Here is a 25104-nt window from a genome sequence, read left to right as displayed (position 1 = left end):
GTCACCAGAATAGTTATGCAAATAAGGTGGGTTAAAATTTGTAAAACAGCAGGCTAACCGCAAAAGCTTAGCACAATATCATGCACAGTCTGGGGGCAGCCCGCTGCAGCGGGCCGGACGGCGGAAATAAAAAAGCGCAGCGCCCGGGGGCGACTGCGCTTCGCTGAACGGATAAGCCTGAGTTTATTTTTTCGATTTCTCAAGCATCTGGCTAAGGCTGCCACCCTCTGCATGCGCAGGGTTGGCCATGTAGCGCACATCATCCACCACCCAGCAACTGCCCTGATGGATCATCAGCACTTCATCCTGCCACTGCTTGCCGTCGCGGCTCAGATCGACCCGCAGCGGGATGTTGCGCGCATCGCGGTTCGGAATGGTGGAAGCATCAGCAACGCTGGCAGTGGTCGGACCCTGTGACAGGCTGGAGAAGAGATCGCCATTGCGCCACTGTGCGCCTGCATTGCTGCCGCTTGCCGACTGCAATGAGTGGTACAGCGCATCACTCAGGTAAGGGCGATATTTTGCCAGGGTGTTGCTGTCGGGCAGACCCTGCGTAGGCTGTTCGATACGCAGGTCGTAAAACTGCTGGGCCACCTGGTCAGGACCGCCTTCAATGCACGGTGCGGTACGTGGGCCATTATCCTTAATGACTGGCTCAACGGTGGTACAGGCGCTGAGCAGCAGGGCTGCCGGGATCATTAGCGCAAACGCGTTGTTTCTCATCTCGATTTCCTTATGGTTCTCTGGCAAGGTGCCCTTTTTAGCATAGAGTATAGCCGTGCTTTTTAGTCGAAAGAGCCTTAGCCCGGTTTTCAACAAGGAGAATGCGATGAAATTTTCAACAACCCCAACGCTGGAAGGTCACAGCATCAGCGAATATTGCGGCGTCGTCACCGGTGAAGCGATTCTGGGTGCCAACATCTTCCGTGATTTTTTTGCTGGCATCCGTGATGTGGTCGGTGGCCGCTCCGGTGCTTATGAGAAAGAGCTGCGCAAAGCGCGAGAGATCGCGTTTGAAGAGCTGGAGGAGCAGGCAAAAGCGCTGGGCGCCAACGCAGTAGTCGGTATCGATATTGACTACGAAACGGTCGGCAAAGATGGCAGCATGCTGATGGTAAGCGTAAGCGGTACGGCGGTGATCATTCGTTGAAACGGTGGCTGTGGCTGATACTGGCGCTGCTGCTGGCGGGCTGCCAGTCCGGGATAGAATCCCGTGACGGCTACTGGGCCGATCTGCGGCATCCGGCGCAGGGCGCGCGACCGCGGGTGAAGGTGATAGTGATCCACTACACCGCCGAAGATTTTTCTTCGTCGCTGGCGACCCTGACCGATCGGGAGGTCAGCACCCACTATCTGATCCCCCGCCAGCCGCCACAGCGCGCCGGGAAAGGCGTTATCTGGCAGCTGGTGCCGGAGCAGCAGCTCGCCTGGCATGCCGGGCCAAGCTTCTGGCGCGGAGCCAGCCGCATCAATGACACATCGATTGGTATCGAACTGGTGAACCAGGGTTATCGCCGGACCCTGACCGGTCTTGAATGGCAGCCGTTTACCGCCGCGCAGATCACCACGCTGGAGGCGCTGCTGCGCGATGTTGCACAGCGCTACGGCATCGCACCGGAAAATATTGTCGGTCACAGTGATATCGCGCCGCAGCGTAAGCAGGATCCCGGCCCACTCTTTCCGTGGCAACAGCTGGCCCAGCGCGGAATGGGTGCCTGGCCCGATGCCCGGCAGGTCGCGTTTCATTTAGCGGGTCAGGATCCGCACGCGGTGGTGCCCGTGGAGCCACTACTGGAAAGTTTGCAGCGCTACGGCTATCCGGTGACGGCAGGGATGAGCGCGCGTGAACAGCAGAGGGTAATCGCCGCGTTTCAGATGCATTTCCGGCCTGCGGATTATCGCGGGCAGCCCGATGCAGAAACCGCGGCGATAGCCGCCGCGCTACTGGATAAATATGGCGCGGCGCAATAGCGGATTATTGGTGTAAAAACGCCTTCCAGTGGGCGACGACCTGCGCCAGCGCCGCACGATCAGCATCCAGATGGGTGACCAGACGGGTGCGGGTTCCTGCGCTGATTAACACCCCGCGCGCCTTCATCCACTCACCTAATGGTTTGACCTGGGTTTCCGGCACCGCCACAAACAGCATGTTGGTCTGCTGATCGATGACCTGAACGCCCAGCTCATGCAACTGCTGTCCCAGCCAGGCGGCATTATCATGATCCTCCTGCAGCCGCGCCACGTTGTGTTCTAACGCATAGAGACCCGCCGCCGCCAGAATACCGGCCTGGCGCATGCCGCCGCCGGTCATTTTACGCCAGCGACGTGCGCGCTCAATCAGCGCCGTGTCGCCACAGAGCAGAGAACCGACAGGCGTGCCCAGACCTTTAGAGAGACAGATTGTCAGGGTGTCGCAGTAGCGGGCAATCGCTGCCAGCGTGGTCTGCTGCGCGACTACCGCATTGAAAATGCGTGCGCCATCAATGTGCAGCGCCAGCTGGTGCTCGCGGGTAAAAGTCCACGCCTGTTCCAGATACGCCAGCGGCAGGACTTTACCGTGATGCGTGTTCTCCAGACTCAGCAGGCGGGTGCGGGCAAAGTGAATATCGTCCGGCTTGATGGCGGCCGCTACTACGTCGAGCGGCAGGGTGCCATCGTCGGCAGCCAGCACTGGCTGCGGCTGAATACTGCCCAGCACTGCCGCGCCGCCCGCCTCATATTTGTAGTTGTGCGCCTGCTGACCCACGATATATTCATCGCCGCGTTCGCAATGGCTGAGTAGTGCCACCAGATTCGCCTGGGTGCCGGTCGGGAAAAACAGCGCCGCTGCTTTGCCGCTCAGCCGTGCGGCTTCCGCCTCCAGCGCATTTACAGTGGGGTCGTCACGGTAGACGTCATCACCGGTCTCGGCAGACATCATCGCGCTTAACATGGCGGCGCTGGGCCGGGTTACGGTATCACTGCGTAAATCGATCACCCTATGCTCCTGAACGTGGCGAAAGAAAAAAAAGGCGGGCATCACGCCCGCCTGGATGGAGTCTCTGTTTTACCGCAGCCAGTTGGTTTTCGCCAGTTCTACCACCTCATCACCGCGACCATTCATAATGGCGCGCAGCATGTAGAGACTGAAGTCTTTAGCCTGCTCCATTTTGATCTCCGGCGGCATCGCCAGTTCCTCTTTGGCGGTAATGACATCCACCAGCACCGGGCCATCGTGGGCAAACGCCTGCTCCAGCGCGCCATTGAGATCAGATGCCTTTTCCACCCGGATACCCCGGATACCGCAGGCCTCGGCGATAGCGGCAAAGTCAGGATTCTCCAGCTCGGTGCCATCGGTGAGATAGCCACCCGCTTTCATCTCCATCGCCACAAACCCCAGCACGCTATTGTTAAAGATTACCAGTTTGACCGGCATTTTCAGTTGCGCCAGTGAGATAAAATCCCCCATCAGCATGCTGAAGCCGCCGTCGCCACACAGTGCCACCACCTGACGATTGCGATCGATCGACTGCGCGCCCAGCGCCTGTGGCATCGCGTTCGCCATTGAGCCGTGGTTAAACGAACCCAGCAGGCGACGTCTGCCGTTCATCTTCAGATAGCGCGCCGCCCAGACGGTCGGTGTCCCGACATCGCAGGTAAAGATGGCGTCATCACTGGCGTAGTGGCTGATCTGCTGTGCCAGATATTGCGGATGGATCGGCTGCTTATCGTTGGGCTGCGCCAGCTCGTCCAGACTTTTACGTGCCTCGACATAGTGCTTAACCGCGCTGTCGAGATGGCTGCGATCGCTTTTGTGCGTCAGTTGCGGCAGCAGCGCCTGCAGTGTGCTTTTTACATCGCCGACATAGGCCTGATCGACGTGACAATGTGACCCAAGGCTGCCCGGATTGATATCAATCTGGATGATTTTAGCCTTTTCCGGATAGAAGGCGCGATAGGGGAACTGCGTGCCCAGCAATACCAGCGTCCCGGCATTCATCATGGCGTGAAAACCGGATGAGAAACCGATCAGACCGGTCATGCCGACATCATAAGGGTTGTCATATTCGATGTGTTCTTTGCCGCGCAGCGCATGGACGATAGGGGCTTTCAGCGCTTCTGCCAGCGCTACCACCTCCTGATGCGCTCCGGCGCAGCCACTGCCGCACAGCAGCGTAATATCGCTGGCTTCGTTCAGCGTCTGCGCCAGCTGCGCCAGTTCGGCGGGCTGTGGCAGGACCTGCGGCAGCTGTGGCGGATACCATTCCGCGCTGGCGCTTTCTGGCGCCAGTTTAAGCGCGACATCCCCAGGCAGCACCACTACCGAGACACCACGATTCAGAATTGCTTTACGCATCGCGATACCCAGTACCTGCGGTAGCTGCTCAGGATTCGAAACCAGTTCGCAGTAGTGGCTGCATTCGCGGAACAGCTCCTGCGGATGGGTTTCCTGAAAATAGCCGCTGCCGATTTCGCTGGAGGGAATATGTGCCGCAATCGCCAGAACAGGAACGCGGTTACGATGGCAATCGAATAGACCGTTGATCAGATGTAAGTTGCCTGGCCCACAGGAGCCGGCGCAGACCGCCAGTTCACCGCTGATGTGCGCTTCCGCGCCCGCTGCGAATGCGGCGACTTCTTCATGGCGCGTCGGCATCCATTCAATGGTGCCCATGCGATTAAGACTGTCGCTCAGGCCGTTAAGGGAATCCCCGGTGACGCCCCAGATGCGTTTTACGCCCGCGCTTTCCAGCGTTTTGGCGACCAGCGCCGCGACGGTTTGTTTCATGCTCTTCTCCTTTGTCGGCCCGCCCTGAAGTGTGACGTGACCAGAACCGAAAAAAGAAGCGTAGACGACGCGGCAGAAAAGCAGGCGTGAAAAAATGCGCTGGCAGAGCTCAGCGCATATCAGACAGGATTCAGGCGGAGAAGAGGGCGATGAGAATCGGGGCCAGCAGGCTCATCACAAAGCCGTGCACAATGGCGGCCGGGACGATCTCATTGCCGCCCGCCCGCTGCAGCACCGGCAGGGTAAAGTCCATTGAAGTTGCGCCACACAGGCCCAGTGCGCTGGAGCGATGACGGCCAATCAACGCCGGAATGAGCATGATTGCCACCAGTTCACGTATCAGGTCGTTGAAGAAGGCGGCGCTGCCGATCACCGGACCAAAAGCTTCGGTCATCAGAATGCCGGAAAGAGAGTACCAGCCAAAACCGCTGGCTAACGCCAGACCGGTTTTCAGCGGCACGCCCAGCAGCAACGCCGCAATCATGCCGCCGATAAGTGCGCTGACCAGCACTACGCTGGCAACCAGCAGGCCACGACGGTTCAGGATAATCTGACGCAGCGTCATGCCGCTGCCGCGCAGCTGAATGCCCACCAGAAACAGCAGGAAGATCAGCGCATATTCGCTGGCCGTCGAGGCGTGTTGCAGCAGTGGCCATTGGGTCAGGCCAAGCAGAAAACCGATGACAACCACGCCGCACAGCTTCAGAGAGTCCAGCGCCATATGCAGCCGCGAGGGCAGTTTCTCCTGCCGATGCGCATGCTGCCAGGGAGCATATTTTTCCAGCCCGCGCAGCGCCAGCAGGTTGCACAGCAGAATGCAGAATGCCGCTACCAGCGCGGTGTAAAATACCGCCAGCAGATTGCTGCTCAGGTTGTCGAGAAAGGCCAGGCTGATGCCCATAAAGAACAGAATGACGTAAACCATCCAGCCCAGCAGCTGATTGACCCGGCGCAGGGTTGAAGTTTGACGGAACGGTAGCAGCCAGCCGGCGATCAGCGGCAGAAGAATAATCAGGAGTCCGGAGTACATAGCGATAAGGGCCATCCATGGAGGAAGAGGCCACACGCTAGCGAAAAAGCGTAACGGAGTAAACCCTGAGAAAGCGGCTTGACCGGCTCGCTGGCGGCAACCATGCTGTTTATAAACTGAGGATGGACGCCTATGATTCTGGAACATATCGACATTCGCGGTTTCCGCGGCATCAATAAGCTCTCACTGCCTTTAACCCAGACCAATCTACTGATTGGTGAGAACGCCTGGGGCAAATCCAGTCTGCTGGATGCCCTGAGCCTGTTACTTTCGCCCCATGAACCGGCCTATGTTTTTACCGAGGCTGATTTCCATTTCACCCCAGGCGATGTGACCGATGCGATGCGCCGTCTGTCGGTGGTGTTCCACTTTCGCGATGACGGCAACGACCCGGATGCGGTGCTCTCAACCTTCTGGCAGCGTGATGCTCAGGGCCAGCGTCAGCTCTGTTACAGCGTCAGCGCCACCTGGCGTGACAGCGGTATCGAAACCCGCCGCCGTTTTGTTGACCTGAACTATCAGCTGTTGCCTGAGCAGAACTGCGCGGCGGCCATCGATCTTTTGCTGAAACGGTATCCTGTTCTGCGATTGCGCGATGCGCGTTTCAGTAAGCGGACGCGGAGTAGTGCACCGCTCCCCACCGCACATCCTGAGCTACTGGCGGGTATGGAGACGCTGGCGCGCGATCTGGAGCACCATCCGCAACAGCTCAGCGATGAGGTGCTGCGGCAGGGGCTGAAGACGATGCAGCAACTGATGCAGCACTACTTTCTGGTGCAGCCGCCCGATGCGGGCAACGAGGTCAGGCTAAGGGATCCGCAGACGCGCGAGGGGGGACAGGGATGGCGGGCGCTGGATCACCTGAATCAGCTGATTGCCGGAACCGACTCCCGCAGCCGTCAGCTGATTCTGCTGCAGATGTTTACCCTGCTGATTGAGGCTCGAGGAGACGTCCCGCTGACCGCCGGTGCCCGCCCGCTGCTGCTGATTGAAGATCCGGAAACCCGGCTGCATCCGATTATGCTGTCGGTAGCATGGAATCTGCTGAGGCTGCTGCCGCTGCAAAAAATCGCCACCACTAATTCGCCGGAGCTGCTGTCGCAGGTGCCGGTGGAAAACGTCTGTCGTCTGGTGCGAGGACCCTCGCGCGTAGCGGCCTGGCGTATCGGTCCGGAGGGACTGAGTGCCGAAGAGAGCCGGCGCATTGGCTTCCATATTCGGGTCAACCGGCCTGCTGCGCTGTTTGCCCGTTGCTGGCTGCTGGTGGAGGGGGAAACCGAAGTCTGGATCATGAATGAGCTGGCGCAGCAGTGCGGTTACAACTTCGCCGCTGAAGGCGTGAAGGTGATTGAGTTTGCGCAGTCGGGGTTAAAGCCGCTACTGAAGTTTGCCCGGCGCATGGGTATCGCCTGGCATGTCCTGACTGACGGTGATCAGGCGGGGAATAAATATGCCAGTACGGCACGCACTCAGTTACAGCCGGGTGAACCGGAGCCGCGTTTTCTGACGCAGTTACCGGCGCTGGATATGGAAAATTTTCTCTATCAGCACGGTTTTCAGGATGTCTATCATCAGATGGCGCACCTGCCGTTAAACGTTCCGATGAGTTCCAGGCGTATTATTACTAAGGCGATTCACCAGAGCTCCAAGCCGGAACTGGCGATCGCAGTGGCTACGTCAGCGACGGAACGCGGGCCAGAAGCCATCCCGCCGTTGATGCGGCAGATGTTTGCCCGGGTGATTGGACTGGCGCAGGGCCAGGCAGATTAGGTGACATCGAACAGGAAAATGCCAGCGGCACTGGCTGGCATTTTTGGGTCTTTGTTCCGAAAGGCGATATGTGTCAGGCCACGGCCTGCACCTCGACCGGCACGATCAGGCTGGCGTGATTGCCTTTCGGGCCTTCGTGGACATCGAACTGAACCTGCTGGCCTGCCTTTAGCGTGCGGTAGCCTTCCATCTGAATGGTGGAGTAGTGCGCAAAAATATCTTCGCCACCGCCAATCGGACAGATAAAGCCAAAGCCTTTGGAATTGTTGAACCATTTAACTGTGCCCGTCTCCATGCTTTTACTTCCCTCGCAAGACATTTTATAAGTAGGTGAGGTCATCGAAGCTGTGAGTCGGATTTGATTAAAACTCAATCAGCCTGTGCAGCTAGAATGTAGAGAAAGCGCGGCTGACGTCAAGCAAACCACCGGGCCAGGTGGGGAAAAAATCATCAAAATTTGAGGCAGTTAACGCTATTGCGAATTTTGTGATGCAGGTCGCGCAGGGGAATTTCTGAATAAATTTTCAGCAGCGGCATGCGGCTTGACAGGCATGTTAAACTCTCAATATGTAGCTACTTAAAGGCTAAAAGCAAAATCTCAACGGAACACTATGGCAAACGCAAACGACTGGCTTAACTTTGAACATCTGGCCGACGATAAAGTACGTGAAGGGTTAAAGCCGCCTTCTATGTATAAAGTCATTCTGAATAATGACGATTATACACCTATGGAATTTGTTATTGACGTTGTACAAAAGTTCTTTTCTTATGATGTTGAACGTGCAACGCAGCTGATGTTGAAAGTTCACTATCACGGCAAGGCGATCTGTGGTGTATTTACTGCAGAAGTCGCCGAAACAAAAGCGGCCCAGGTGAACAACTATGCACGGGAAAATCATCATCCGTTGCTGTGTACGCTGGAAAAGGCCTGAACCCGTCTCCATATAGGAAACAGGTAAGGGCGATAATTGGGGGAGGTGCCTAATGCTCAATCAAGAACTGGAACTCAGTTTAAATATGGCTTTCGCCAGAGCGCGTGAGCACCGTCATGAGTTTATGACCGTCGAGCATCTGTTACTGGCGTTGCTCAGTAACCCGTCGGCCAGAGAGGCACTGGAAGCCTGTACGGTGGACATTGTGGCTCTGCGGCAGGAACTCGAAGCCTTCATCGAACAAACCACGCCCGTGCTGCCTGCCAGCGAAGAGGAGCGTGATACACAACCCACGCTTAGCTTCCAGCGCGTCCTGCAGCGTGCGGTTTTCCATGTCCAGTCATCCGGTCGCAGCGAAGTCTCCGGTGCGAATGTGCTGGTCGCCATTTTCAGCGAGCAGGAGTCGCAAGCGGCCTATCTGCTTCGCAAACATGAAGTGAGCCGCCTTGATGTGGTGAATTTCATCTCTCACGGTACGCGCAAAGATGAGCCCGGCCAGGCGCCAGGCGCAGAAAATCCGGTTAACGAAGAGCAAGCAGGCGGGGAGGAGCGTATGGAAAACTTCACCACCAATCTTAATCAGCTTGCTCGCGTCGGTGGTATTGATCCACTGATTGGTCGCGATAAAGAGCTGGAACGTACCGTTCAGGTGCTATGCCGTCGCCGTAAAAATAACCCGCTGCTGGTGGGTGAGTCGGGTGTGGGTAAAACCGCCATTGCTGAAGGTCTCGCCTGGCGCATAGAGCAGGGCGATGTACCGGAAGTGATGAAAGACTGCACGATCTACTCGCTGGATATCGGTTCGTTATTAGCCGGCACCAAGTACCGTGGTGACTTTGAAAAACGTTTCAAAGCGCTGCTGAAGCAGCTGGAACAGGACGAACACAGCATTCTGTTTATCGATGAGATCCATACCATCATTGGTGCGGGTGCCGCGTCCGGCGGCCAGGTCGATGCTGCGAACCTGATCAAACCTCTTCTTTCCTCTGGCAAGATTCGGGTGATGGGTTCCACCACCTATCAGGAATTCAGCAACATCTTTGAAAAAGATCGTGCCCTGGCGCGTCGCTTCCAGAAGATTGATATCACGGAGCCTTCATCTGAAGAGACCGTGCAGATCCTGAATGGCCTGAAGACCAAGTACGAAGCGCATCACGATGTGCGCTATACCGCGAAAGCGGTGCGCGCAGCGGTGGAACTGGCGGTGAAATATATCAACGACCGTCATTTGCCTGACAAGGCGATTGATGTGATTGATGAAGCGGGTGCGCGTGCGCGCCTGATGCCAGCCAGTAAGCGCAAGAAAACCATCAACGTCTCTGACATTGAAACGGTGGTGGCCCGTATTGCCCGTATTCCTGAGCAAAGCGTGTCAGCAAGCGACCGCGATACGCTGAAAAATCTGGGCGATCGTCTGAAGATGCTGGTGTTTGGCCAGGACAATGCGATTGAGGCGCTGACGGAAGCGATCAAAATGAGCCGTGCAGGTCTGGGTCAGGATCGTAAGCCGGTCGGTTCCTTCCTGTTTGCCGGGCCTACCGGTGTCGGTAAAACGGAAGTCACCGTGCAGCTGGCGAAAGCGCTGGGTATTGAGCTGCTGCGCTTTGATATGTCCGAGTATATGGAGCGTCACACCGTCAGTCGTTTGATTGGTGCGCCTCCGGGTTACGTCGGCTTTGATCAGGGCGGCCTGCTGACGGATGCGGTGATTAAGCATCCTCATGCGGTGGTGTTGCTGGATGAGATAGAGAAAGCACACCCGGATGTCTTCAACCTGCTGCTGCAGGTGATGGATAACGGTATGCTGACCGACAACAATGGTCGCAAAGCGGACTTCCGCAACGTGGTGCTGGTCATGACCACTAACGCCGGTGTCCGCGAGACTGAACGTAAGTCGATTGGCCTGATTCATCAGGACAACAGCACCGATGCCATGGAAGAGATCAAAAAGATGTTTTCTCCAGAGTTTCGTAACCGTCTCGACAACATTATCTGGTTCAGTCACCTGTCACCAGAGGTGATCCATCAGGTGGTCGACAAGTTCATTGTCGAGTTGCAGGCGCAGCTGGATGCCAAAGGCGTGTCGCTGGAAGTCAGCGATGAAGCACGCGACTGGCTTGCTGAGAAAGGCTATGACAAAGCGATGGGCGCTCGTCCGATGGCGCGCACCGTGCAGGACAGCCTGAAGAAACCGTTAGCCAATGAACTGCTGTTCGGTTCGCTGGTGGATGGCGGCTCGGTGTCAGTGGCGCTGGATCGTGAGAAAGGTGAACTGACCTATCACTTCCTGAGTGCTGAAAAACGCAAAACCGAAGGCACGGTGCACTAATCACCTGCTGCAGATATGAAAAAGGCCGGATTAAAATCCGGCCTTTTTTTTCGCTGCAAATTGCAGAGCGATGAGATTACTGCAAATTAGCGACTACGGAAGACAATGCGGCCTTTGCTCAGGTCGTACGGGGTCAGCTCAACGGTCACTTTGTCACCCGTCAGGATGCGGATGTAGTTTTTGCGCATTTTACCGGAGATATGAGCAGTAACCACGTGTCCGTTCTCAAGTTCTACGCGGAACATGGTGTTAGGTAACGTATCCAGTACGGTACCTTGCATTTCAATATTGTCTTCTTTGGCCATCGAATCCTCTGGGTGTACTACCTTTCAGTTGAACCGGCAAGATAATGCCCAATTCAACGATTTATGTAAAGAACCGTCGGCGATTTTGCCAACGCTTTGCCGGGGTGCACGTCAGTCGCGCGCATCCGGTAAAATTAGGGTGTTTATGTGACGTCTGCGGGGGATTAGCGGGCTAAGAATCTGTATCAACCGGTTACACGCGCACGATTGAAAACAGTTCCGAGAGTGCGTTGAGATTCCCAGCCTGGCAATTCCGGCTCGTTATTGCGAAGCGCGGACGACATACCAAACTCGACCATTATACCACTTAATACGCCTTTATGTGTGCAAAACATCTCTGTGCGACTAAAAAAGGGTTTGTGTCTGCCAGCAGCCATCGCTGACAGGCTGGCACGCAAGGCTTTGTACATATTGCAGATAGTCAGCGCGCGGTATCTCCTGCGCGCCCAATGAGGCCGTATGAGGGTTAAGTACCTGACAATCCACCAGACGGCCCTGATGTCTGAGGAAATGCTGACAAAATACCCAAAGTGCGGTTTTGGACGCATTCTGCTGACGGCTGAACATTGATTCGCCGCAGAAGATTTGCCCCATCGCCAGCCCATACATGCCACCTGCCAGCTGATGTTCGTCCCAGACTTCAATGGAGTGAGCGTGGCCCAGTTCATACAATCGCAACCAGGCGCGCTTCATTTCAAAGGTGATCCAGGAGCCTTCCTCACGACCGGTGGCACAGCCCTCGATCACCTCTGCAAATGACTCATTCATCGTCACCCGATAGGGCGAACGGCTGTGGAAACGCTTCATACTCCGGCTGAGATGAAACTGCTCAGGCAACAGCACTGCTCGGGGATCGGGCGACCACCAGAGAATCGGGTCGCCAGAGGAGAACCACGGAAAGATGCCGCGCTGATAAGCGTTAAGTAAGCGGGCAGGGGAGAGATCACCCCCCATGGCCAGCAGGCCGTTTGGCTCGCGCAGCGCCATCTCCGGTGGGGGAAATTGCAAAGATTCCCGTGACAGTTGAACCAGTCTCATCGCGTTATGTTACCCATCAGCATTTCGCTAAGACTATAGCGCAATCCGCTGCCGGAAACGCCAGTACCGACCCGCTTTTGAGATTAATTCGGCATGACTTCCCTGTTCCACAATCACGCCATTATCCATCACGCAGATGCGATCCATCTGCTCCAGGCCGCTGAGCCGGTGCGTGACCATTATCACGGTCTTGCCAGCGGTCAGCCGCTGCAGCAGGGTGAGGATATGCTGCTCGGTTGTGGCATCCAGTCCTTCGGTGGGTTCATCCAGCAGCCAGAGATCGCCGTCATGCAGTAACGCACGCGCCAGCGCCAGCCGACGCAGTTCGCCGCCTGACAGCGGGCGACCGCCTTCTCCCATCCAGGCGTTTAATTCTTCCGGGCTCTCAAGCAGGCGCTGCAGGCCGACGTCATTCAGCACGCGGCGTAACTGCTCATCAGTAGCATCGGGACAGGCCAGTAGTAAGTTATCACGCAGGCTCTGACTGAAGAGATGAACCCGCTGAGTCACTACACTGATGCGCTGACGCAGCGCTGGCTCTGACCATGCGGTGATCGGCAGGTCATTCAGACAGATGACACCGTGCTGGCTATCCCAGCCCCGGGTCAACAGCGCCAGCAGAGTGGATTTGCCACAGCCGGTCGGCCCCAGCAGTGCAATGTGTTCACCGGCAGCCACCTTGAGGGTACAGCGGTTCAGTACCTTATCCGGGCGGTCGGGATAGCTGAAGTCGAGCTGATCGATAGCAACCGCGAGTCGTCCTGGCCGGGCGTCTGAATCTGCCGGAAAGGTGATAGCGGGTGACTGATCGATAATGTCATTGACCCGCTGAGCGGCATTTATCACCTGCGACATGGGCAGAAAGGCCCCCGCAACCGGTGCCAGCGCCTCGAAAGCAGCCAGCGCGCAAAACACTACCAGTGCAATCAGCGAGCCGGGCAACTGCTGCTGGCTGATAGTCGCCGCACTGAGCCAGAGCAACAGTGTGACGGTTACGCCGCTGATCAGCAGCAGCAGGCTCTGTGCCGCAGCCTGCAAGCGCTGTTGCTGGCTCTGAGCCTGCTGCCAGCGCTGTTCATCTTCATCAAGTTGCTGACGCCAGCCCCGCGAGGCACCGTACAGGGTGAGTTCAGCCTGAGCCGCCAGCCACTGCATCAGCTGTAAGCGCCAGCGGGCGCGCCCACGGGCAATCGCGCCGCCTGCAGGCGATCCCAGACGGTAAAACAGTGCTGGCATCACCACCAGTGTACTCAGCATAATGCCGCCCAGCGTCAGTGCCAGCTGAACATCGATGAAGCTCATTCCAAGGGTAACCACGACAATCACCACCAGTGCACCGAGCAGCGGAGAGATGACGCGCAGATAGAGGTGATCCAGCGTATCGACATCGGCCACGAAGCGGTTGAGCAGGTCCGCCTGCCGGAACCGCGAAAGCTGGCCCGGCGAAAGGGCCATCAGGCGACTGAATGTGTGGACACGCAGATGCTGAAGAACCCTGAATGTTGCATCGTGGCTGACCAGACGTTCAGCATAGCGTGCGGCAGTGCGAATGATGGCGGCGCCACGCACGCCTGCCGCAGGCAGCATATAGTTGAAGGTATAGAGACCGGCTACGCCTGCCACTGACGAGGCGGCCAGAAACCAGCCTGAAAGCGTCAGCAGACCGATACTGGCCAGCAGGGTAACAATCGCCAGCACGATGCCCAGCGCCAGGCGATAAGGGTGGCGCAGCCAGAGACGAAGAAAAGGACGCAAGGCGGACATCAGCGAATCTCCTGTTGACGATGCTTCAGCATCTCACTGAAAGCACCCGGCTGTTGCGACAGCTGCTGCCAGTTACCCTGTTGCACCAGCTTACCGGCTTCCATTACCCATAGGGTCTGCCAGTGACTTAGCGTATCAATCTGATGGGTTATCATCAGCGTGGTCTGGCGGGCTGCCGCCTGGTTCAGTGCCAGCATCACATGACGTTCACTGAGCGCATCCAGGCTGGCTGCGGGTTCATCGAGCAGCAAAAAATGCGAGGATTTATAGAGTGCGCGCGCGACCGCGACCCGCTGCGCCTGACCCACCGATAGCTGATTACCGCCATCGCCAGGCTGGGTGTCAATGCCCTGGGGCAGACGAGGCAGGAACTCATTAATGCCGCACGACTCCAGCAGCGCCGCAAAACGCTCGTCATCCCAGGCCGCATTCATCACGATATTGTCGCGCAAGGTAGCGGCCGGTAACTGAGGATTCTGTCCTACCCAACTGAGCTGCTGATGCCAGTCACTCCGTCGTATATCGCGAAGTTCAACGCCATTCGCTTTCAGCGAACCCTGATAAGGCAGAAAACCGAGCAGGGCGTTCATCAGGGCCGTTTTACCGGCCCCGCTTTGACCGACCAGCGCAATCTGTTCGCCAGGTGAAACAATAAAAGAGAGCGGGCCGCACAACACCTGACCATCAGGCGCACAGACACGCAGATCTTCGGCGGTAAGTGCGATTGAGCGATCGGCAGAGAAGGGCAACTGGCCTTCCTGCGGTGCGGTGGCGGGCGTCGCCTGCATAAAGGCTTCAAGGGCATCGGCACCGCCTACAGCCTGGGCTTTGGCATGATAAAAAGCGCCGAGATCGCGCAGCGGCTGGAAAAACTCCGGGGCGAGGATCAGCACCAGAAAGCCGGCAAACAGCGTCACGCCCTGGCCGTAATCACCGAAATGCAATTCGCCCAGATAGGAGAAACCAAAGTATACAGCCACTACGGCAATCGCCAGCGAGGCAAAAAACTCCAGTACGGCAGAGGAGAGAAAGGCTAAGCGCAGCACTTCCATGGTGCGCTGGCGAAAATCGGTGGTGGCGGCGGCAACCGCCTGCTGCTCAGCTGCGCCACGATGAAACAGCCGCAGCGTCTCTCTGCCGCGCAGGCGGTCGAGAAAGTTACCGCTCAGGCGGGCCAGCACCAGGAAGTTCCGGCGGTTAGCCTCGGCCGCACCCATCCCGACCAGCGCCATAAATAGCGGAATCAGTGGCGCGGTGGCAAACAGGATCAGACCCGCCGTCCAGTTGAGCGGAAAAATAGTCAGCAGAATGCAGCAGGGGATCAGAACCGCCAGGGTCATCTGCGGCAGATAGCGCGCGTAATACTCCTGCATCTCTTCGATCTGCTCCAGCAGCAGCGTCGCCCAGCTGCCGGCTGGCTTTCCCTGAATCCACGCCGGCCCCAGATCAGACAATCGGTCTAATACCTGCTGACGTAAAGCCTGACGGATAGCCTGCCCGGCACGATAACCGGTCAGTTCACGGGCATAGTTAATCAGGGCGCGAAGCACAAAGCAGAGCAGTAACAGCAGGATGCTGACTGTCAGCGCTTCACGCGGCTGCTGGTCAATAATCAGAGCCTGCAGCAGCGAGGCCAGTAAACCCGCCTGAGCAATAATCAGAAGTGCACTTGCCATGCCCAGCAGGGTGTTGAGTCGCAACCAGCGACCGGCGAAATGACGTTGCTGACGAAGCCAGCGGGTAAGATGCTGCTGCCGCGATTTGTCCATGCGAGACCATGATGAATGTCGATGACGGGTGAAAATGGAAAGACATTTCCATCTCTTCAGGCGCAAGAATCTAGCATGAGAGCAATAAAAAAGGCGACGGAAAAACCGTCGCCAGGAACATTTGAGATCAGAGGGTTAACAACTTACTGATCGTTTTTAACCAGTCCGTCAAGAAAGCGCTCAGCGTCTAACGCGGCCATACAGCCGGTGCCCGCAGAGGTGATCGCCTGACGATAGATATGGTCCATCACATCGCCTGCCGCAAAGACGCCAGGGATGCTGGTCTGAGTGGCGTTGCCGTGCAGACCTGACTGAACTTTGATGTAACCGTTCTCCAGCGCCAGCTGACCTTCAAAAATGGCCGTATTCGGGCTGTGTCCGATAGCAACAAAAAGACCCGCTACCTCCAGCGCTTCAGTCTCATCACTGTTCTGGGTAGAACGCAGCGTCAGACCGGTGACGCCCATCTGATCGCCCACCACTTCTTCCAGTGTGCGATGGGTGTGCAGCACGATATTGCCATTGCGCACTTTTTCCATCAGACGGTCGATCAGGATCTTCTCTGCGCGGAAGCTGTCACGGCGGTGAATAAGGTGCACTTCAGCCGCAATATTCGCCAGGTAGAGCGCCTCTTCCACAGCCGTGTTACCACCGCCAATCACCGCGACTTTCTGGTTGCGATAGAAGAAGCCGTCACAGGTTGCACAGGCAGAGACGCCTTTGCCTTTGAAGGCCTCTTCGGAAGGCAGACCGAGGTAGCGCGCTGATGCACCGGTGGCGATGATCAGGGCATCTGCCGTGTATTCGCCGCTGTCACCCGTGAGGCGGAACGGACGGTTCTGCAAATCGACGGTGTGAATGTGATCGAAAATGATCTCAGTATTAAATTTTTCGGCATGCTCATGCATCCGCTCCATCAGCGATGGACCTGTCAGATCGTGCGGGTCGCCCGGCCAGTTCTCCACCTCGGTGGTGGTGGTCAGCTGTCCGCCTTTTTCCAGACCCGTGATCAGTACCGGGTTCAGGTTGGCGCGTGCAGCATAAACGGCTGCGGTATAACCCGCTGGGCCAGAGCCCAGAATGAGTAACTTACTGTGTTTGGCCGTACTCATGCGTTCCTCAGTTTCATTCGGCTGACATAGCCTGCGATTGTAGGGAATATCCGGCGACAATGACAAGGCTTCGGCAATTTTGTTAACGATAGCTGCAAACGGCGTAGACGATGAGCGACGGTTTTGCCTGGCCAATGCGCCAAAAGGGGGCAAAACTCGGGTCAGAGGGGTGCAATAGTGGAAAAATAGTCATTTAAAAACAGATACCCAGCGGACTGTCTGGCATCTTGTCCTGAATTTGGTGATTTTACTTTGACAATCGCCTGCGCTTTTGCGAAAACATTATCAGAAGCGAATAACATTTATCGGAACAAAACAGGTTTTCATCGCCCGTTTTGCACGTAACGCCGAATAAAAGCAGCCTGATATGGATAATGACGCATGATGTGGACAGACAACATGCGTCATATCGATAGGTGTCAGAACACAGGCTCTGTTAGCTCACTTCAGAAATGCCCCGAACAATGAGCGTTTTCAGGGCGTGGCAGGTAAAGGGAAGGAATTAAGAGAGACAATAATAATGGTAGACAATAAGAAACGCCCCGGGAAAGACCTCGACAGAATTGACAGGAACATTCTGAATGAACTTCAGAAAGATGGTCGCATTTCAAACGTAGAGCTTTCCAAACGCGTAGGCTTATCGCCTACGCCATGTCTTGAACGCGTGCGTCGTCTCGAACGTCAGGGATTTATTCTTGGCTACACCGCGCAGCTGAACCCGCACTATCTGGATGCGTCGCTGCTGGTGTTCGTTGAGATTACTCTGAATCGTGGTGCACCGGATGTGTTTGAGCAATTTAACGCCGCTGTGCAAAAACTTGAGGAAACTCAAGAGTGTCACCTCGTTTCCGGCGATTTCGACTACCTGCTGAAAACGCGCGTACCTGATATGTCAGCCTACCGTAAGCTGCTGGGTGAAACCCTGTTGCGCCTGCCGGGCGTAAACGACACGCGTACGTATGTGGTGATGGAAGAGGTTAAACAGAGCAATCGACTGGTGATCAAAACTCGCTGATGCGGGGCAGGTGCAAAACCTGTGAGATTTCGGTACACTCCTGTGCATTCATACAGGATCAGCGTCGGGCTCGCCCGGCGCTGTTGCTTCTTACTTTACAGGCACCTGGAGAGTCCTCTTGAGCCAGGAATATACAGAAGATAAAGACGTTTCGTTACAATCGATGAGCAGTGGACGTCGTCTGCTGGAAGCGATGCTCATTCTGGTGGCGCTGTTTGCCATCTACCTGATGGTTTCTCTGGTCAGTTTTAACCCTTCCGACCCGAGCTGGTCGCAAACGGCCTGGCATGAACCTATCCATAATATCGGCGGCAGCGTCGGTGCCTGGCTGGCTGACACCTTACTCTTCATCTTTGGTGTGATGGCGTATGCCATTCCGCCCGTCATCCTGGGTCTGTGCTGGATTGCTTTCCGTCAGCGCGACAGCCAGGACTACTTTGACTACTTTGCCGTCGGGCTGCGCTTAATTGGCGTCCTCGCGCTGGTGGTGACGACCTGTGGTATGGCGGCGCTGAACGCCGATGATATCTGGTACTTTGCCTCGGGCGGCGTGATCGGCAGCCTGGTCAGTAATGCTATTGCACCCTGGTTCAGTCCGGCTGGCGGCACGCTGATGCTGCTCTGCGTCTGGGCGGCGGGTATTACCCTTTACACCGGCTGGTCATGGCTCACCATTGCAGAAAGAATTGGTGGCGTGGTCATGGGCGTACTGACGTTTGCCAGCAACCGCTCACGTCACGATGAACCCTGGCAGGAAGAGGATGACGAGCGGGACGCGCGTGAATACGCGGATGTGCCTGAGCTTCATGCCGCCGATCAGGATGATGATGTGCTGCTTTCTGCCCCACGTGCAGCTGCTGAGCCTGCGGCGTCACAGCAGGATCCGCTGCTGGCTAAAGCTGCAGCAGCCACCAGTGCGGCAGTCGCGGCTACCGCTGAAGCCGCCGAGGTGACTCTTGCCCCGGCAGCCACGGTGACGCCTGCACCTGCTGCTGCGGTTACAGCTTCGGCGCCTGCCGCGTCAGCGACATCCATCCCTGCATCGCCGTCTGCACAACCTGCGCCTGCGTACGCACAGAGCGCGCCAGCTCCTCAGAGTGTGGCGAATTCCCCGACGCCGGCGCAGAGTGCTTCTGCACCCGCAGACTCACCACCGCTTTATCATTTTGAAATGCCAGACGACGCTCCGGTTACGCCGTCGTTCAGTGCTTACGACGACGATGAACCTAAAATGGGTAACTGGCGGGATACGTCGGTCATCCCTGCGGCATCTGCAGCAGCGGCATCTGCAGCAGCGGCAGCCGCTGCAACGGCAGCCCAGGTAACAACGCGTACTGCGCCTGTTTTTGATTTAGCCCCTGAAACCAATCTCAATCCGCAGGTTAAACAGGGTATCGGTCCGGCACTGCCGCGTCCTAACCCGGTAAAACTGCCAACCCGTCGTGAGCTGGCCTCTTATGGTATTAAGCTGCCTTCTCAGCGCATGGCAGAAGAGAAAGCGAAAACGGAAGAGACCGAACCGGTCAGTGCTGGATCCGTTTCCTCTGCTCCGGATGCTGAAGAGGCGCTGCAGCAGGCTGAACTGCGTCAGGCCTTCCAGTCTGAACAGCAGCAGCGTTACGGCACCAGCTGGCAGCAGGATGAGGAAGATGAGCAGGATGCACAGCAGCAGGATGCACTGGCGCGTCAGTTCGCCGAGCAGCAACAGCAGCGCTATGAGCCAGAAGTGAAAAAAGAGCCGGTATTCAATATTGATACCGCCTCAGCGTTTGATTTTTCACCGATGAAAGATCTGGTAGATGACGGTCCTTCTGAACCGCTGTTTACCATTGCGGCGACGCCAGAAACTGAAGCCCCGGCGGTTTCGCACGAACCCTGGCAGCAGGTGAGTGAGGTTTCAAGACCTCAGGCTCCGGCTCATGTTCCTGCACCAGCCAGCTTTGCCCCGGCAGAGCCTGCCTATAGCGCGCCGGCAGCACCGTCTGAACCTGACTATGCTGCACCTGCGGCAACCTCTGCGCCCGCTTATGGTGCCCCTGCGGCTCCTCAGGCTCCGGCTTACGCTGCGCCTGCCTATAGCACGCCAGCGGCGGTGCCGGTTCAGCCGGTGGAAGAGGCGAAACCTTCACTGCATGACAGCTTGATTCATCCATTCCTGATGCGTCACGAGCAGCCGCTGGAGAAACCCTCCACGCCACTGCCTTCGCTGGATCTGCTGACCGCACCGCCTGAAGAGGAAGAGCCGGTTGATATGTTCTCGCTGGAGCAGACGGCCCGTCTGGTGGAGTCACGCTTAGGCGATTATCGCGTCAAAGCGGAGGTGGTTGGTATCTCGCCTGGCCCGGTTATTACCCGTTTCGAACTCGACCTGGCACCGGGCGTGAAAGCGGCGCGTATCTCCAACCTGTCCCGCGATCTGGCGCGTTCGCTGTCGACGGTAGCGGTTCGTGTGGTGGAAGTGATCCCAGGCAAACCTTACGTAGGTCTGGAATTGCCAAACAAGCATCGTCAGACCGTCTATCTGCGTGAAGTGCTGGATTGCCCTAAATTCCGCGACAACCCTTCACCGCTGGCCGTCGTGCTGGGTAAAGACATTGCCGGTCAGCCGGTGGTGGCCGATCTGGCGAAAATGCCACACTTACTGGTCGCCGGTACCACCGGCTCCGGTAAATCTGTGGGCGTAAACGCCATGATTATCAGCATGCTGTATAAGGCGACGCCGGAAGAAGTTCGCTTCATCATGATCGACCCGAAAATGCTTGAGCTGTCGGTCTATGAAGGTATTCCGCATCTGCTGACCGAAGTTGTCACAGACATGAAGGATGCTGCCAATGCGCTGCGCTGGAGCGTCGGTGAAATGGAGCGTCGCTACAAGCTGATGTCGGCGCTGGGCGTGCGTAATCTGGCGGGCTACAACGAAAAAGTGGAACAGGCCGAAGCGATGGGTCGTCCGATTCCCGATCCGTTCTGGAAACCGGGCGACAGCATGGATATGACGCCGCCGGTTCTGGAGAAGCTGCCTTATATTGTTGTGATGGTCGATGAGTTTGCTGACCTGATCATGGCAGTCGGTAAAAAGGTGGAAGAGCTGATTGCGCGCCTGGCACAGAAAGCCCGTGCTGCCGGTATCCATCTGGTACTGGCGACACAGCGTCCATCTGTGGATGTCATTACCGGTCTGATCAAAGCGAACATTCCGACGCGTATCGCCTTTACCGTTTCCAGCAAAATTGACTCACGTACCATTCTCGATCAGGGCGGCGCGGAGTCATTGCTGGGTATGGGTGACATGCTCTACATGCCGCCGAACTCCTCGCTGCCGATTCGTGTTCACGGTGCGTTTGTTCGTGACCAGGAAGTGCATGCAGTGGTTCAGGACTGGAAAGCGCGTGGTCGTCCGCAATATATCGACAGCATTACGGCGGGCGAAGAGAGCGAAAGTGCCGGTGGTATCGACAGTGATGAAGAGCTCGATCCGCTGTTCGATCAGGCGGTCGGTTTTGTGGTCGATAAGCGCCGAGCGTCGATTTCAGGCGTTCAGCGTCAGTTCCGCATCGGTTATAACCGCGCGGCACGTATCATTGAACAGATGGAAGCGCAGGGCATCGTTTCTGCACCAGGACACAATGGTAACCGTGAAGTGCTGTCGCCACCGCCACACGATATGTAGTGGCTAAATGTTTTGAAACACAACGCAATGAGCCAGTTCCGACTGGCTCATTGTTTTTATGCGGTTAAACCCCATATCTGAATCAGCTTTCGGTTTTTTCCTCTGTTCTGATGGCGGAACGGCGGCCAGGCTTAATGCAGTTATCGATGGGAACGTTTAAATAAGGAATTGAAGCAGATGAAATTACGCGTAATCGCTCTGGGCCTGTTGGCCACCTTTTCTTCAGCCAGCGTTCTGGCTGATGCTTCCAGTGATCTGCAACAGCGCCTGAACAAGGTCAGCAGCTTCCACGCCAGCTTCACCCAAAAAGTGACCGACAGCAGCGGCGCGAATGTGCAGGACGGCGAAGGCGAATTGTGGGTAAAACGTCCCAGCCTGTTTAACTGGCACATGACTGCGCCGGACGAAAGCATCATCATCTCCGACGGTAAATCGCTGTGGTTCTACAACCCGTTTGTTGAGCAGGCGACAGTCAGCCTGTTGCAGAATGCGACCAGCAACACGCCCTTTATGCTGATTGCCCGCAACCAGTCAAATGACTGGAAGCAGTACAATATCAAACAGCAGGGTGACAATTTTGAACTGACACCTAAGAACAGCGACGGCAACCTGAAACAGTTCACCATCCAGGTGACGTCCAGCGGGACCATTAACCGCTTCAGTGCTATCGAACAGGATGGCCAGCGCAGCGATTACCAGCTGAAAAGCCAGCAGAATGGCGCTATCAGCCCGGATAAATTCACGTTCACACCGCCAAAAGGCGTGACGGTGGACGACCAACGTCAGTGAGGTCACGGTGAGTAACCTGTCCCTGGATTTTTCCACCGAAAATTTCAAACCTCTGGCCGCGCGTATGCGGCCAGAAACATTGAAACAGTACATTGGTCAGCAACATCTGCTGGGTGCAGGCAAACCTCTGCCGCGCGCGATTGAAGCAGGGCACCTGCATTCAATGATCCTGTGGGGACCACCCGGGACCGGCAAGACCACGCTGGCTGAGATCATTGCCCATTACGGTAACGCCGATGTGGAGCGTATTTCGGCCGTCACTTCTGGCGTAAAAGAGATCCGTGAGGCGATTGAGCGGGCCCGTCAGAATAAACATGCCGGGCGGCGCACTATCCTGTTTGTGGACGAGGTCCATCGGTTCAACAAGAGCCAGCAGGATGCCTTTCTGCCCCATATCGAAGATGGCACCATTACCTTCATTGGTGCGACCACCGAAAACCCCTCTTTTGAGCTTAACTCTGCTTTGCTGTCACGCGCCCGCGTTTACCTGCTGAAATCACTGACTCTGGAAGATATTGAGCAGGTGCTGGATCAGGCAATGCAGGATAAAGCGCGAGGTTATGGCGACAGTGACATCGTGCTGCCGGACAACACACGCAGGATGATCGCTGAACTGGTTAATGGTGATGCACGTCGGGCGCTGAACACGCTGGAGATGATGGCTGATATGGCCGAAATCACCGCATCAGGTCAGCGAGAACTGACGCCGCAGCTGCTTAACGAAGTCTCTGGTGAGCGATCCGCGCGGTTTGATAATAAAGGCGATCGTTTTTACGATCTGATTTCCGCACTGCACAAATCGGTACGCGGCTCCGCACCGGATGCGGCGCTCTACTGGTATGCGCGCATTATCACTGCGGGCGGCGATCCGCTCTATGTGGCTCGTCGGTTGCTGGCAATCGCCTCCGAAGATGTCGGCAATGCCGATCCACGCGGTATGCAGGTGGCGATTGCGGCCTGGGATTGCTTCACGCGCGTCGGGCCGGCAGAAGGGGAGCGCGCGATTGCCCAGGCCATTGTTTATCTGGCTTGCGCGCCTAAAAGTAATGCGGTCTACAACGCGTTTAAAGCCGCTATGCGTGATGCGCGCGACCATCCCGATTACGATGTGCCGGAACATCTGCGCAATGCCCCGACTAAGCTGATGAAAGAGATGGGCCTGGGTAAAGAGTACCGTTATGCCCATGATGAAACCAACGCCTATGCTGCTGGCGAAGTCTATTTCCCGCAGGAACTGGCCAGCGCGCGCTATTACACCCCAACCCAGCGCGGGCTTGAGGGTAAGATTGGTGAAAAGCTAAGCTGGCTGGCCGAGCAGGATCAAAATAGCCCGACAAAACGCTACCGCTGAAACAGACGTTACGGTAATGTGGGCAATGTTTTCAACGCATTCCGCTGGAATGCGTCCCTTCTTTCAACCAACTTTTTATACACAGGATAAGCATGCTCGATCCCAATCTGCTGCGTAACGAGCCAGACGCAGTCGCAGAAAAACTGGCACGCCGGGGATACAAACTGGATGTGGAAACGCTGCGTTCGCTTGAAGAGCGTCGCAAAGTGCTGCAGGTGGAAACAGAAAATCTGCAGGCAGAGCGTAACTCCCGATCCAAATCCATCGGTCAGGCCAAAGCACGTGGGGAAGACATCGAGCCGCTGCGTCAGGAAGTGAACGCGCTGGGCGAACGCCTGGATGCCGCAAAAGCAGAACTGGATGAACTGCAGAATCAAATCCGTGACTTCTCACTGGCACTGCCGAACATTCCGGCCGATGAAGTGCCGCTGGGCAAAGATGACAGCGAAAACCAGGAAGTGAGCCGCTGGGGTACCCCGCGCGAGTTCAGCTTCCCGGTTAAAGATCACGTTGAGCTGGGTGAAGCGGCTAAAGGCCTGGATTTTGCGTCTGCCGTGAAACTGACCGGTTCACGCTTTGTGGTCATGCAGGGGCAGATTGCCCGCCTGCACCGTGCACTGAGTCAGTTTATGATTGACCTGCACACCGAGCAGCATGGCTACCTTGAAACCTACGTGCCTTATCTGGTTAACCACGAAACGCTTTACGGTACCGGACAGCTGCCTAAGTTTGGCGAAGACCTGTTCCACACCCGTCCGCTGGAAGAGGAGTCAGACAGCAGCAACTATGCGTTGATTCCTACTGCGGAAGTGCCGCTGACTAACCTGGTGCGCGATGAGATCCTCGAAGAGGATAGCCTGCCGGTTAAACTGACCGCGCATACGCCGTGCTTCCGTTCTGAAGCGGGTTCTTACGGTCGTGACACGCGTGGCCTGATCCGTATGCACCAGTTCGACAAAGTTGAGATGGTGCAGATCGTCACGCCGGAGCAGTCAATGGATGCACTGGAAGAGCTGACCGGTCACGCTGAGAAAGTGCTGCAGTTGCTGAACCTGCCATATCGTAAGGTTTTACTCTGCACCGGCGATATGGGCTTTGGATCGACTAAAACTTACGATCTGGAAGTCTGGCTACCGGCGCAGAATACCTATCGTGAAATTTCATCCTGTTCCAACATGGGTGATTTCCAGGCGCGTCGTATGCAGGCGCGTTGCCGCAACAAACAGGATAAGAAACCGCGTCTGGTTCATACCCTGAATGGCTCAGGGCTGGCCGTAGGGCGTACCCTGGTGGCGGTGCTGGAAAATTATCAGCAGGAAGATGGCCGCATCACTGTGCCTGAGGTTTTACGCCCTTATATGAATGGCGTCGAAATTATCGGCTAAGCAACAGTGACTCTCTGAACCCGGCCATGGCCGGGTTTTTTTATGTTATAGCTCCGGAAAAACTGTTTTGTCAGGCC

20 protein-coding genes are annotated in these 25104 nt (G+C 56.4%); 10 read left to right on the top strand and 10 right to left on the bottom strand.

Going from position 1 to position 25104, the window contains the following annotated elements:
- Positions 1-183: 183 nt before the first annotated feature.
- Positions 184-723 carry a lipoprotein gene (locus EPG66_RS05480; protein WP_182686182.1) on the bottom strand — a complete coding sequence of 180 codons (540 nt, stop codon included), beginning with the start codon at positions 721-723 and terminating at the stop codon, positions 184-186.
- A 106-nt stretch (positions 724-829) separates the two neighbouring features.
- Between EPG66_RS05480 and EPG66_RS05475 the strand changes: the two genes are divergently transcribed.
- Positions 830-1150, top strand: a complete 321-nt coding sequence (locus EPG66_RS05475) for a heavy metal-binding domain-containing protein (RefSeq protein ID WP_003849304.1) — start codon at positions 830-832, stop codon at positions 1148-1150.
- On the top strand, positions 1147-1971 hold the full coding sequence (locus tag EPG66_RS05470) for an N-acetylmuramoyl-L-alanine amidase (protein WP_182686180.1): 825 nt from the start codon (positions 1147-1149) through the stop codon (positions 1969-1971). The genes EPG66_RS05475 and EPG66_RS05470 overlap by 4 nt, the downstream gene beginning before the upstream one ends.
- A 4-nt stretch (positions 1972-1975) precedes the next feature.
- On the opposite strand, the gene ltaE is transcribed toward EPG66_RS05470, so the two are convergent.
- The 3 genes from ltaE to EPG66_RS05455 form a co-directional block, all read right to left on the bottom strand.
- Positions 1976-2977, bottom strand: a complete 1002-nt coding sequence (gene ltaE, locus EPG66_RS05465) for a low-specificity L-threonine aldolase (protein ID WP_182686179.1) — start codon at positions 2975-2977, stop codon at positions 1976-1978.
- A gap of 69 nt (positions 2978-3046) precedes the next feature.
- Positions 3047-4768: a ubiquinone-dependent pyruvate dehydrogenase gene (gene poxB, locus EPG66_RS05460; RefSeq protein ID WP_182686177.1), complete on the bottom strand. Its 1722-nt coding sequence runs from the start codon at positions 4766-4768 to the stop codon at positions 3047-3049.
- Positions 4769-4898: 130 nt separating this feature from the next.
- Entirely contained in the window at positions 4899-5798 is a 900-nt protein-coding gene (locus tag EPG66_RS05455) for a LysO family transporter (RefSeq protein WP_031593151.1), read from the bottom strand.
- 132 nt (positions 5799-5930) lie between these two features.
- Between EPG66_RS05455 and EPG66_RS05450 the strand changes: the two genes are divergently transcribed.
- A complete protein-coding gene (locus EPG66_RS05450) occupies positions 5931-7568 on the top strand; it encodes an ATP-dependent nuclease (protein WP_182686175.1) in 1638 nt (545 codons plus the stop codon).
- Positions 7569-7641: 73 nt separating this feature from the next.
- Here EPG66_RS05450 and cspD read toward each other — a convergent pair whose 3' ends face one another.
- Positions 7642-7863, bottom strand: a complete 222-nt coding sequence (gene cspD, locus EPG66_RS05445; RefSeq protein WP_010254451.1) for a cold shock-like protein CspD — start codon at positions 7861-7863, stop codon at positions 7642-7644.
- 316 nt (positions 7864-8179) lie between these two features.
- Between cspD and clpS the strand changes: the two genes are divergently transcribed.
- Both clpS and clpA read left to right on the top strand, forming a co-directional pair.
- The gene (clpS, locus tag EPG66_RS05440; RefSeq protein WP_010254453.1) at positions 8180-8500 is read left to right on the top strand and encodes an ATP-dependent Clp protease adapter ClpS; all 321 of its coding nucleotides are present in this window, start codon (positions 8180-8182) and stop codon (positions 8498-8500) included.
- Between the two features lie 52 nt (positions 8501-8552).
- Positions 8553-10829, top strand: a complete 2277-nt coding sequence (clpA, locus tag EPG66_RS05435; RefSeq protein WP_031593147.1) for an ATP-dependent Clp protease ATP-binding subunit ClpA — start codon at positions 8553-8555, stop codon at positions 10827-10829.
- 86 nt (positions 10830-10915) lie between these two features.
- Here clpA and infA read toward each other — a convergent pair whose 3' ends face one another.
- The 5 genes from infA to trxB form a co-directional block, all read right to left on the bottom strand.
- The gene (gene infA, locus EPG66_RS05430; RefSeq protein WP_002211347.1) at positions 10916-11134 is read right to left on the bottom strand and encodes a translation initiation factor IF-1; all 219 of its coding nucleotides are present in this window, start codon (positions 11132-11134) and stop codon (positions 10916-10918) included.
- A 345-nt stretch (positions 11135-11479) separates the two neighbouring features.
- Positions 11480-12172, bottom strand: a complete 693-nt coding sequence (gene aat / locus EPG66_RS05425) for a leucyl/phenylalanyl-tRNA--protein transferase (protein ID WP_182686172.1) — start codon at positions 12170-12172, stop codon at positions 11480-11482.
- A 33-nt stretch (positions 12173-12205) separates the two neighbouring features.
- The gene (cydC, locus tag EPG66_RS05420; protein WP_069026010.1) at positions 12206-13936 is read right to left on the bottom strand and encodes a heme ABC transporter ATP-binding protein/permease CydC; all 1731 of its coding nucleotides are present in this window, start codon (positions 13934-13936) and stop codon (positions 12206-12208) included.
- Positions 13936-15705 carry a heme ABC transporter permease/ATP-binding protein CydD gene (gene cydD / locus EPG66_RS05415; RefSeq protein WP_182686170.1) on the bottom strand — a complete coding sequence of 590 codons (1770 nt, stop codon included), beginning with the start codon at positions 15703-15705 and terminating at the stop codon, positions 13936-13938. Before cydD ends, cydC begins: the two co-directional genes overlap by 1 nt.
- A gap of 143 nt (positions 15706-15848) precedes the next feature.
- Positions 15849-16817: a thioredoxin-disulfide reductase gene (trxB, locus tag EPG66_RS05410; protein ID WP_003849329.1), complete on the bottom strand. Its 969-nt coding sequence runs from the start codon at positions 16815-16817 to the stop codon at positions 15849-15851.
- A gap of 520 nt (positions 16818-17337) precedes the next feature.
- On the opposite strand from trxB, the gene lrp reads away from it, so the two are divergent.
- The 5 genes from lrp (at position 17338) to serS (ending at position 25027) form a co-directional block, all read left to right on the top strand.
- Positions 17338-17832, top strand: a complete 495-nt coding sequence (gene lrp / locus EPG66_RS05405) for a leucine-responsive transcriptional regulator Lrp (RefSeq protein WP_006118610.1) — start codon at positions 17338-17340, stop codon at positions 17830-17832.
- A gap of 118 nt (positions 17833-17950) precedes the next feature.
- Positions 17951-21502, top strand: coding sequence for a DNA translocase FtsK 4TM domain-containing protein (locus EPG66_RS05400; protein ID WP_182686168.1), 3552 nt, complete (start codon positions 17951-17953; stop codon positions 21500-21502).
- 177 nt (positions 21503-21679) lie between these two features.
- Entirely contained in the window at positions 21680-22291 is a 612-nt protein-coding gene (gene lolA, locus EPG66_RS05395; RefSeq protein WP_003849334.1) for an outer membrane lipoprotein periplasmic chaperone LolA, read from the top strand.
- A 7-nt stretch (positions 22292-22298) separates the two neighbouring features.
- Positions 22299-23642 (top strand): replication-associated recombination protein A, encoded by a 1344-nt coding sequence (locus tag EPG66_RS05390; RefSeq protein ID WP_033757131.1) that lies wholly within the window; start codon positions 22299-22301, stop codon positions 23640-23642.
- Positions 23643-23734: 92 nt separating this feature from the next.
- The gene (gene serS / locus EPG66_RS05385) at positions 23735-25027 is read left to right on the top strand and encodes a serine--tRNA ligase (protein WP_010254930.1); all 1293 of its coding nucleotides are present in this window, start codon (positions 23735-23737) and stop codon (positions 25025-25027) included.
- The last annotated feature ends 77 nt before the right edge of the window (positions 25028-25104 follow it).

It is taken from the genome of Pantoea pleuroti (genome assembly GCF_014156615.1).
GTDB classification, from domain to species: domain Bacteria; phylum Pseudomonadota; class Gammaproteobacteria; order Enterobacterales; family Enterobacteriaceae; genus Pantoea; species Pantoea agglomerans.
The sequence above is the reverse complement of the archived record's forward strand: the minus strand, read 5'-3'. Positions and strand labels throughout refer to the sequence as shown.

Coding starts and splice junctions, on each gene's coding strand:
- EPG66_RS05480 (WP_182686182.1), bottom strand. CDS start 723: ATGAGAAACAACGCGTTTGCGCTAATGATCCCGGCAGCCCTGCTGCTC.
- EPG66_RS05475 (WP_003849304.1), top strand. CDS start 830: ATGAAATTTTCAACAACCCCAACGCTGGAAGGTCACAGCATCAGCGAA.
- poxB (WP_182686177.1), bottom strand. CDS start 4,768: ATGAAACAAACCGTCGCGGCGCTGGTCGCCAAAACGCTGGAAAGCGCG.
- EPG66_RS05455 (WP_031593151.1), bottom strand. CDS start 5,798: ATGTACTCCGGACTCCTGATTATTCTTCTGCCGCTGATCGCCGGCTGG.
- EPG66_RS05450 (WP_182686175.1), top strand. CDS start 5,931: ATGATTCTGGAACATATCGACATTCGCGGTTTCCGCGGCATCAATAAG.
- cspD (WP_010254451.1), bottom strand. CDS start 7,863: ATGGAGACGGGCACAGTTAAATGGTTCAACAATTCCAAAGGCTTTGGC.
- clpS (WP_010254453.1), top strand. CDS start 8,180: ATGGCAAACGCAAACGACTGGCTTAACTTTGAACATCTGGCCGACGAT.
- clpA (WP_031593147.1), top strand. CDS start 8,553: ATGCTCAATCAAGAACTGGAACTCAGTTTAAATATGGCTTTCGCCAGA.
- infA (WP_002211347.1), bottom strand. CDS start 11,134: ATGGCCAAAGAAGACAATATTGAAATGCAAGGTACCGTACTGGATACG.
- aat (WP_182686172.1), bottom strand. CDS start 12,172: ATGAGACTGGTTCAACTGTCACGGGAATCTTTGCAATTTCCCCCACCG.
- cydC (WP_069026010.1), bottom strand. CDS start 13,936: ATGTCCGCCTTGCGTCCTTTTCTTCGTCTCTGGCTGCGCCACCCTTAT.
- cydD (WP_182686170.1), bottom strand. CDS start 15,705: ATGGACAAATCGCGGCAGCAGCATCTTACCCGCTGGCTTCGTCAGCAA.
- trxB (WP_003849329.1), bottom strand. CDS start 16,817: ATGAGTACGGCCAAACACAGTAAGTTACTCATTCTGGGCTCTGGCCCA.
- lrp (WP_006118610.1), top strand. CDS start 17,338: ATGGTAGACAATAAGAAACGCCCCGGGAAAGACCTCGACAGAATTGAC.
- lolA (WP_003849334.1), top strand. CDS start 21,680: ATGAAATTACGCGTAATCGCTCTGGGCCTGTTGGCCACCTTTTCTTCA.
- serS (WP_010254930.1), top strand. CDS start 23,735: ATGCTCGATCCCAATCTGCTGCGTAACGAGCCAGACGCAGTCGCAGAA.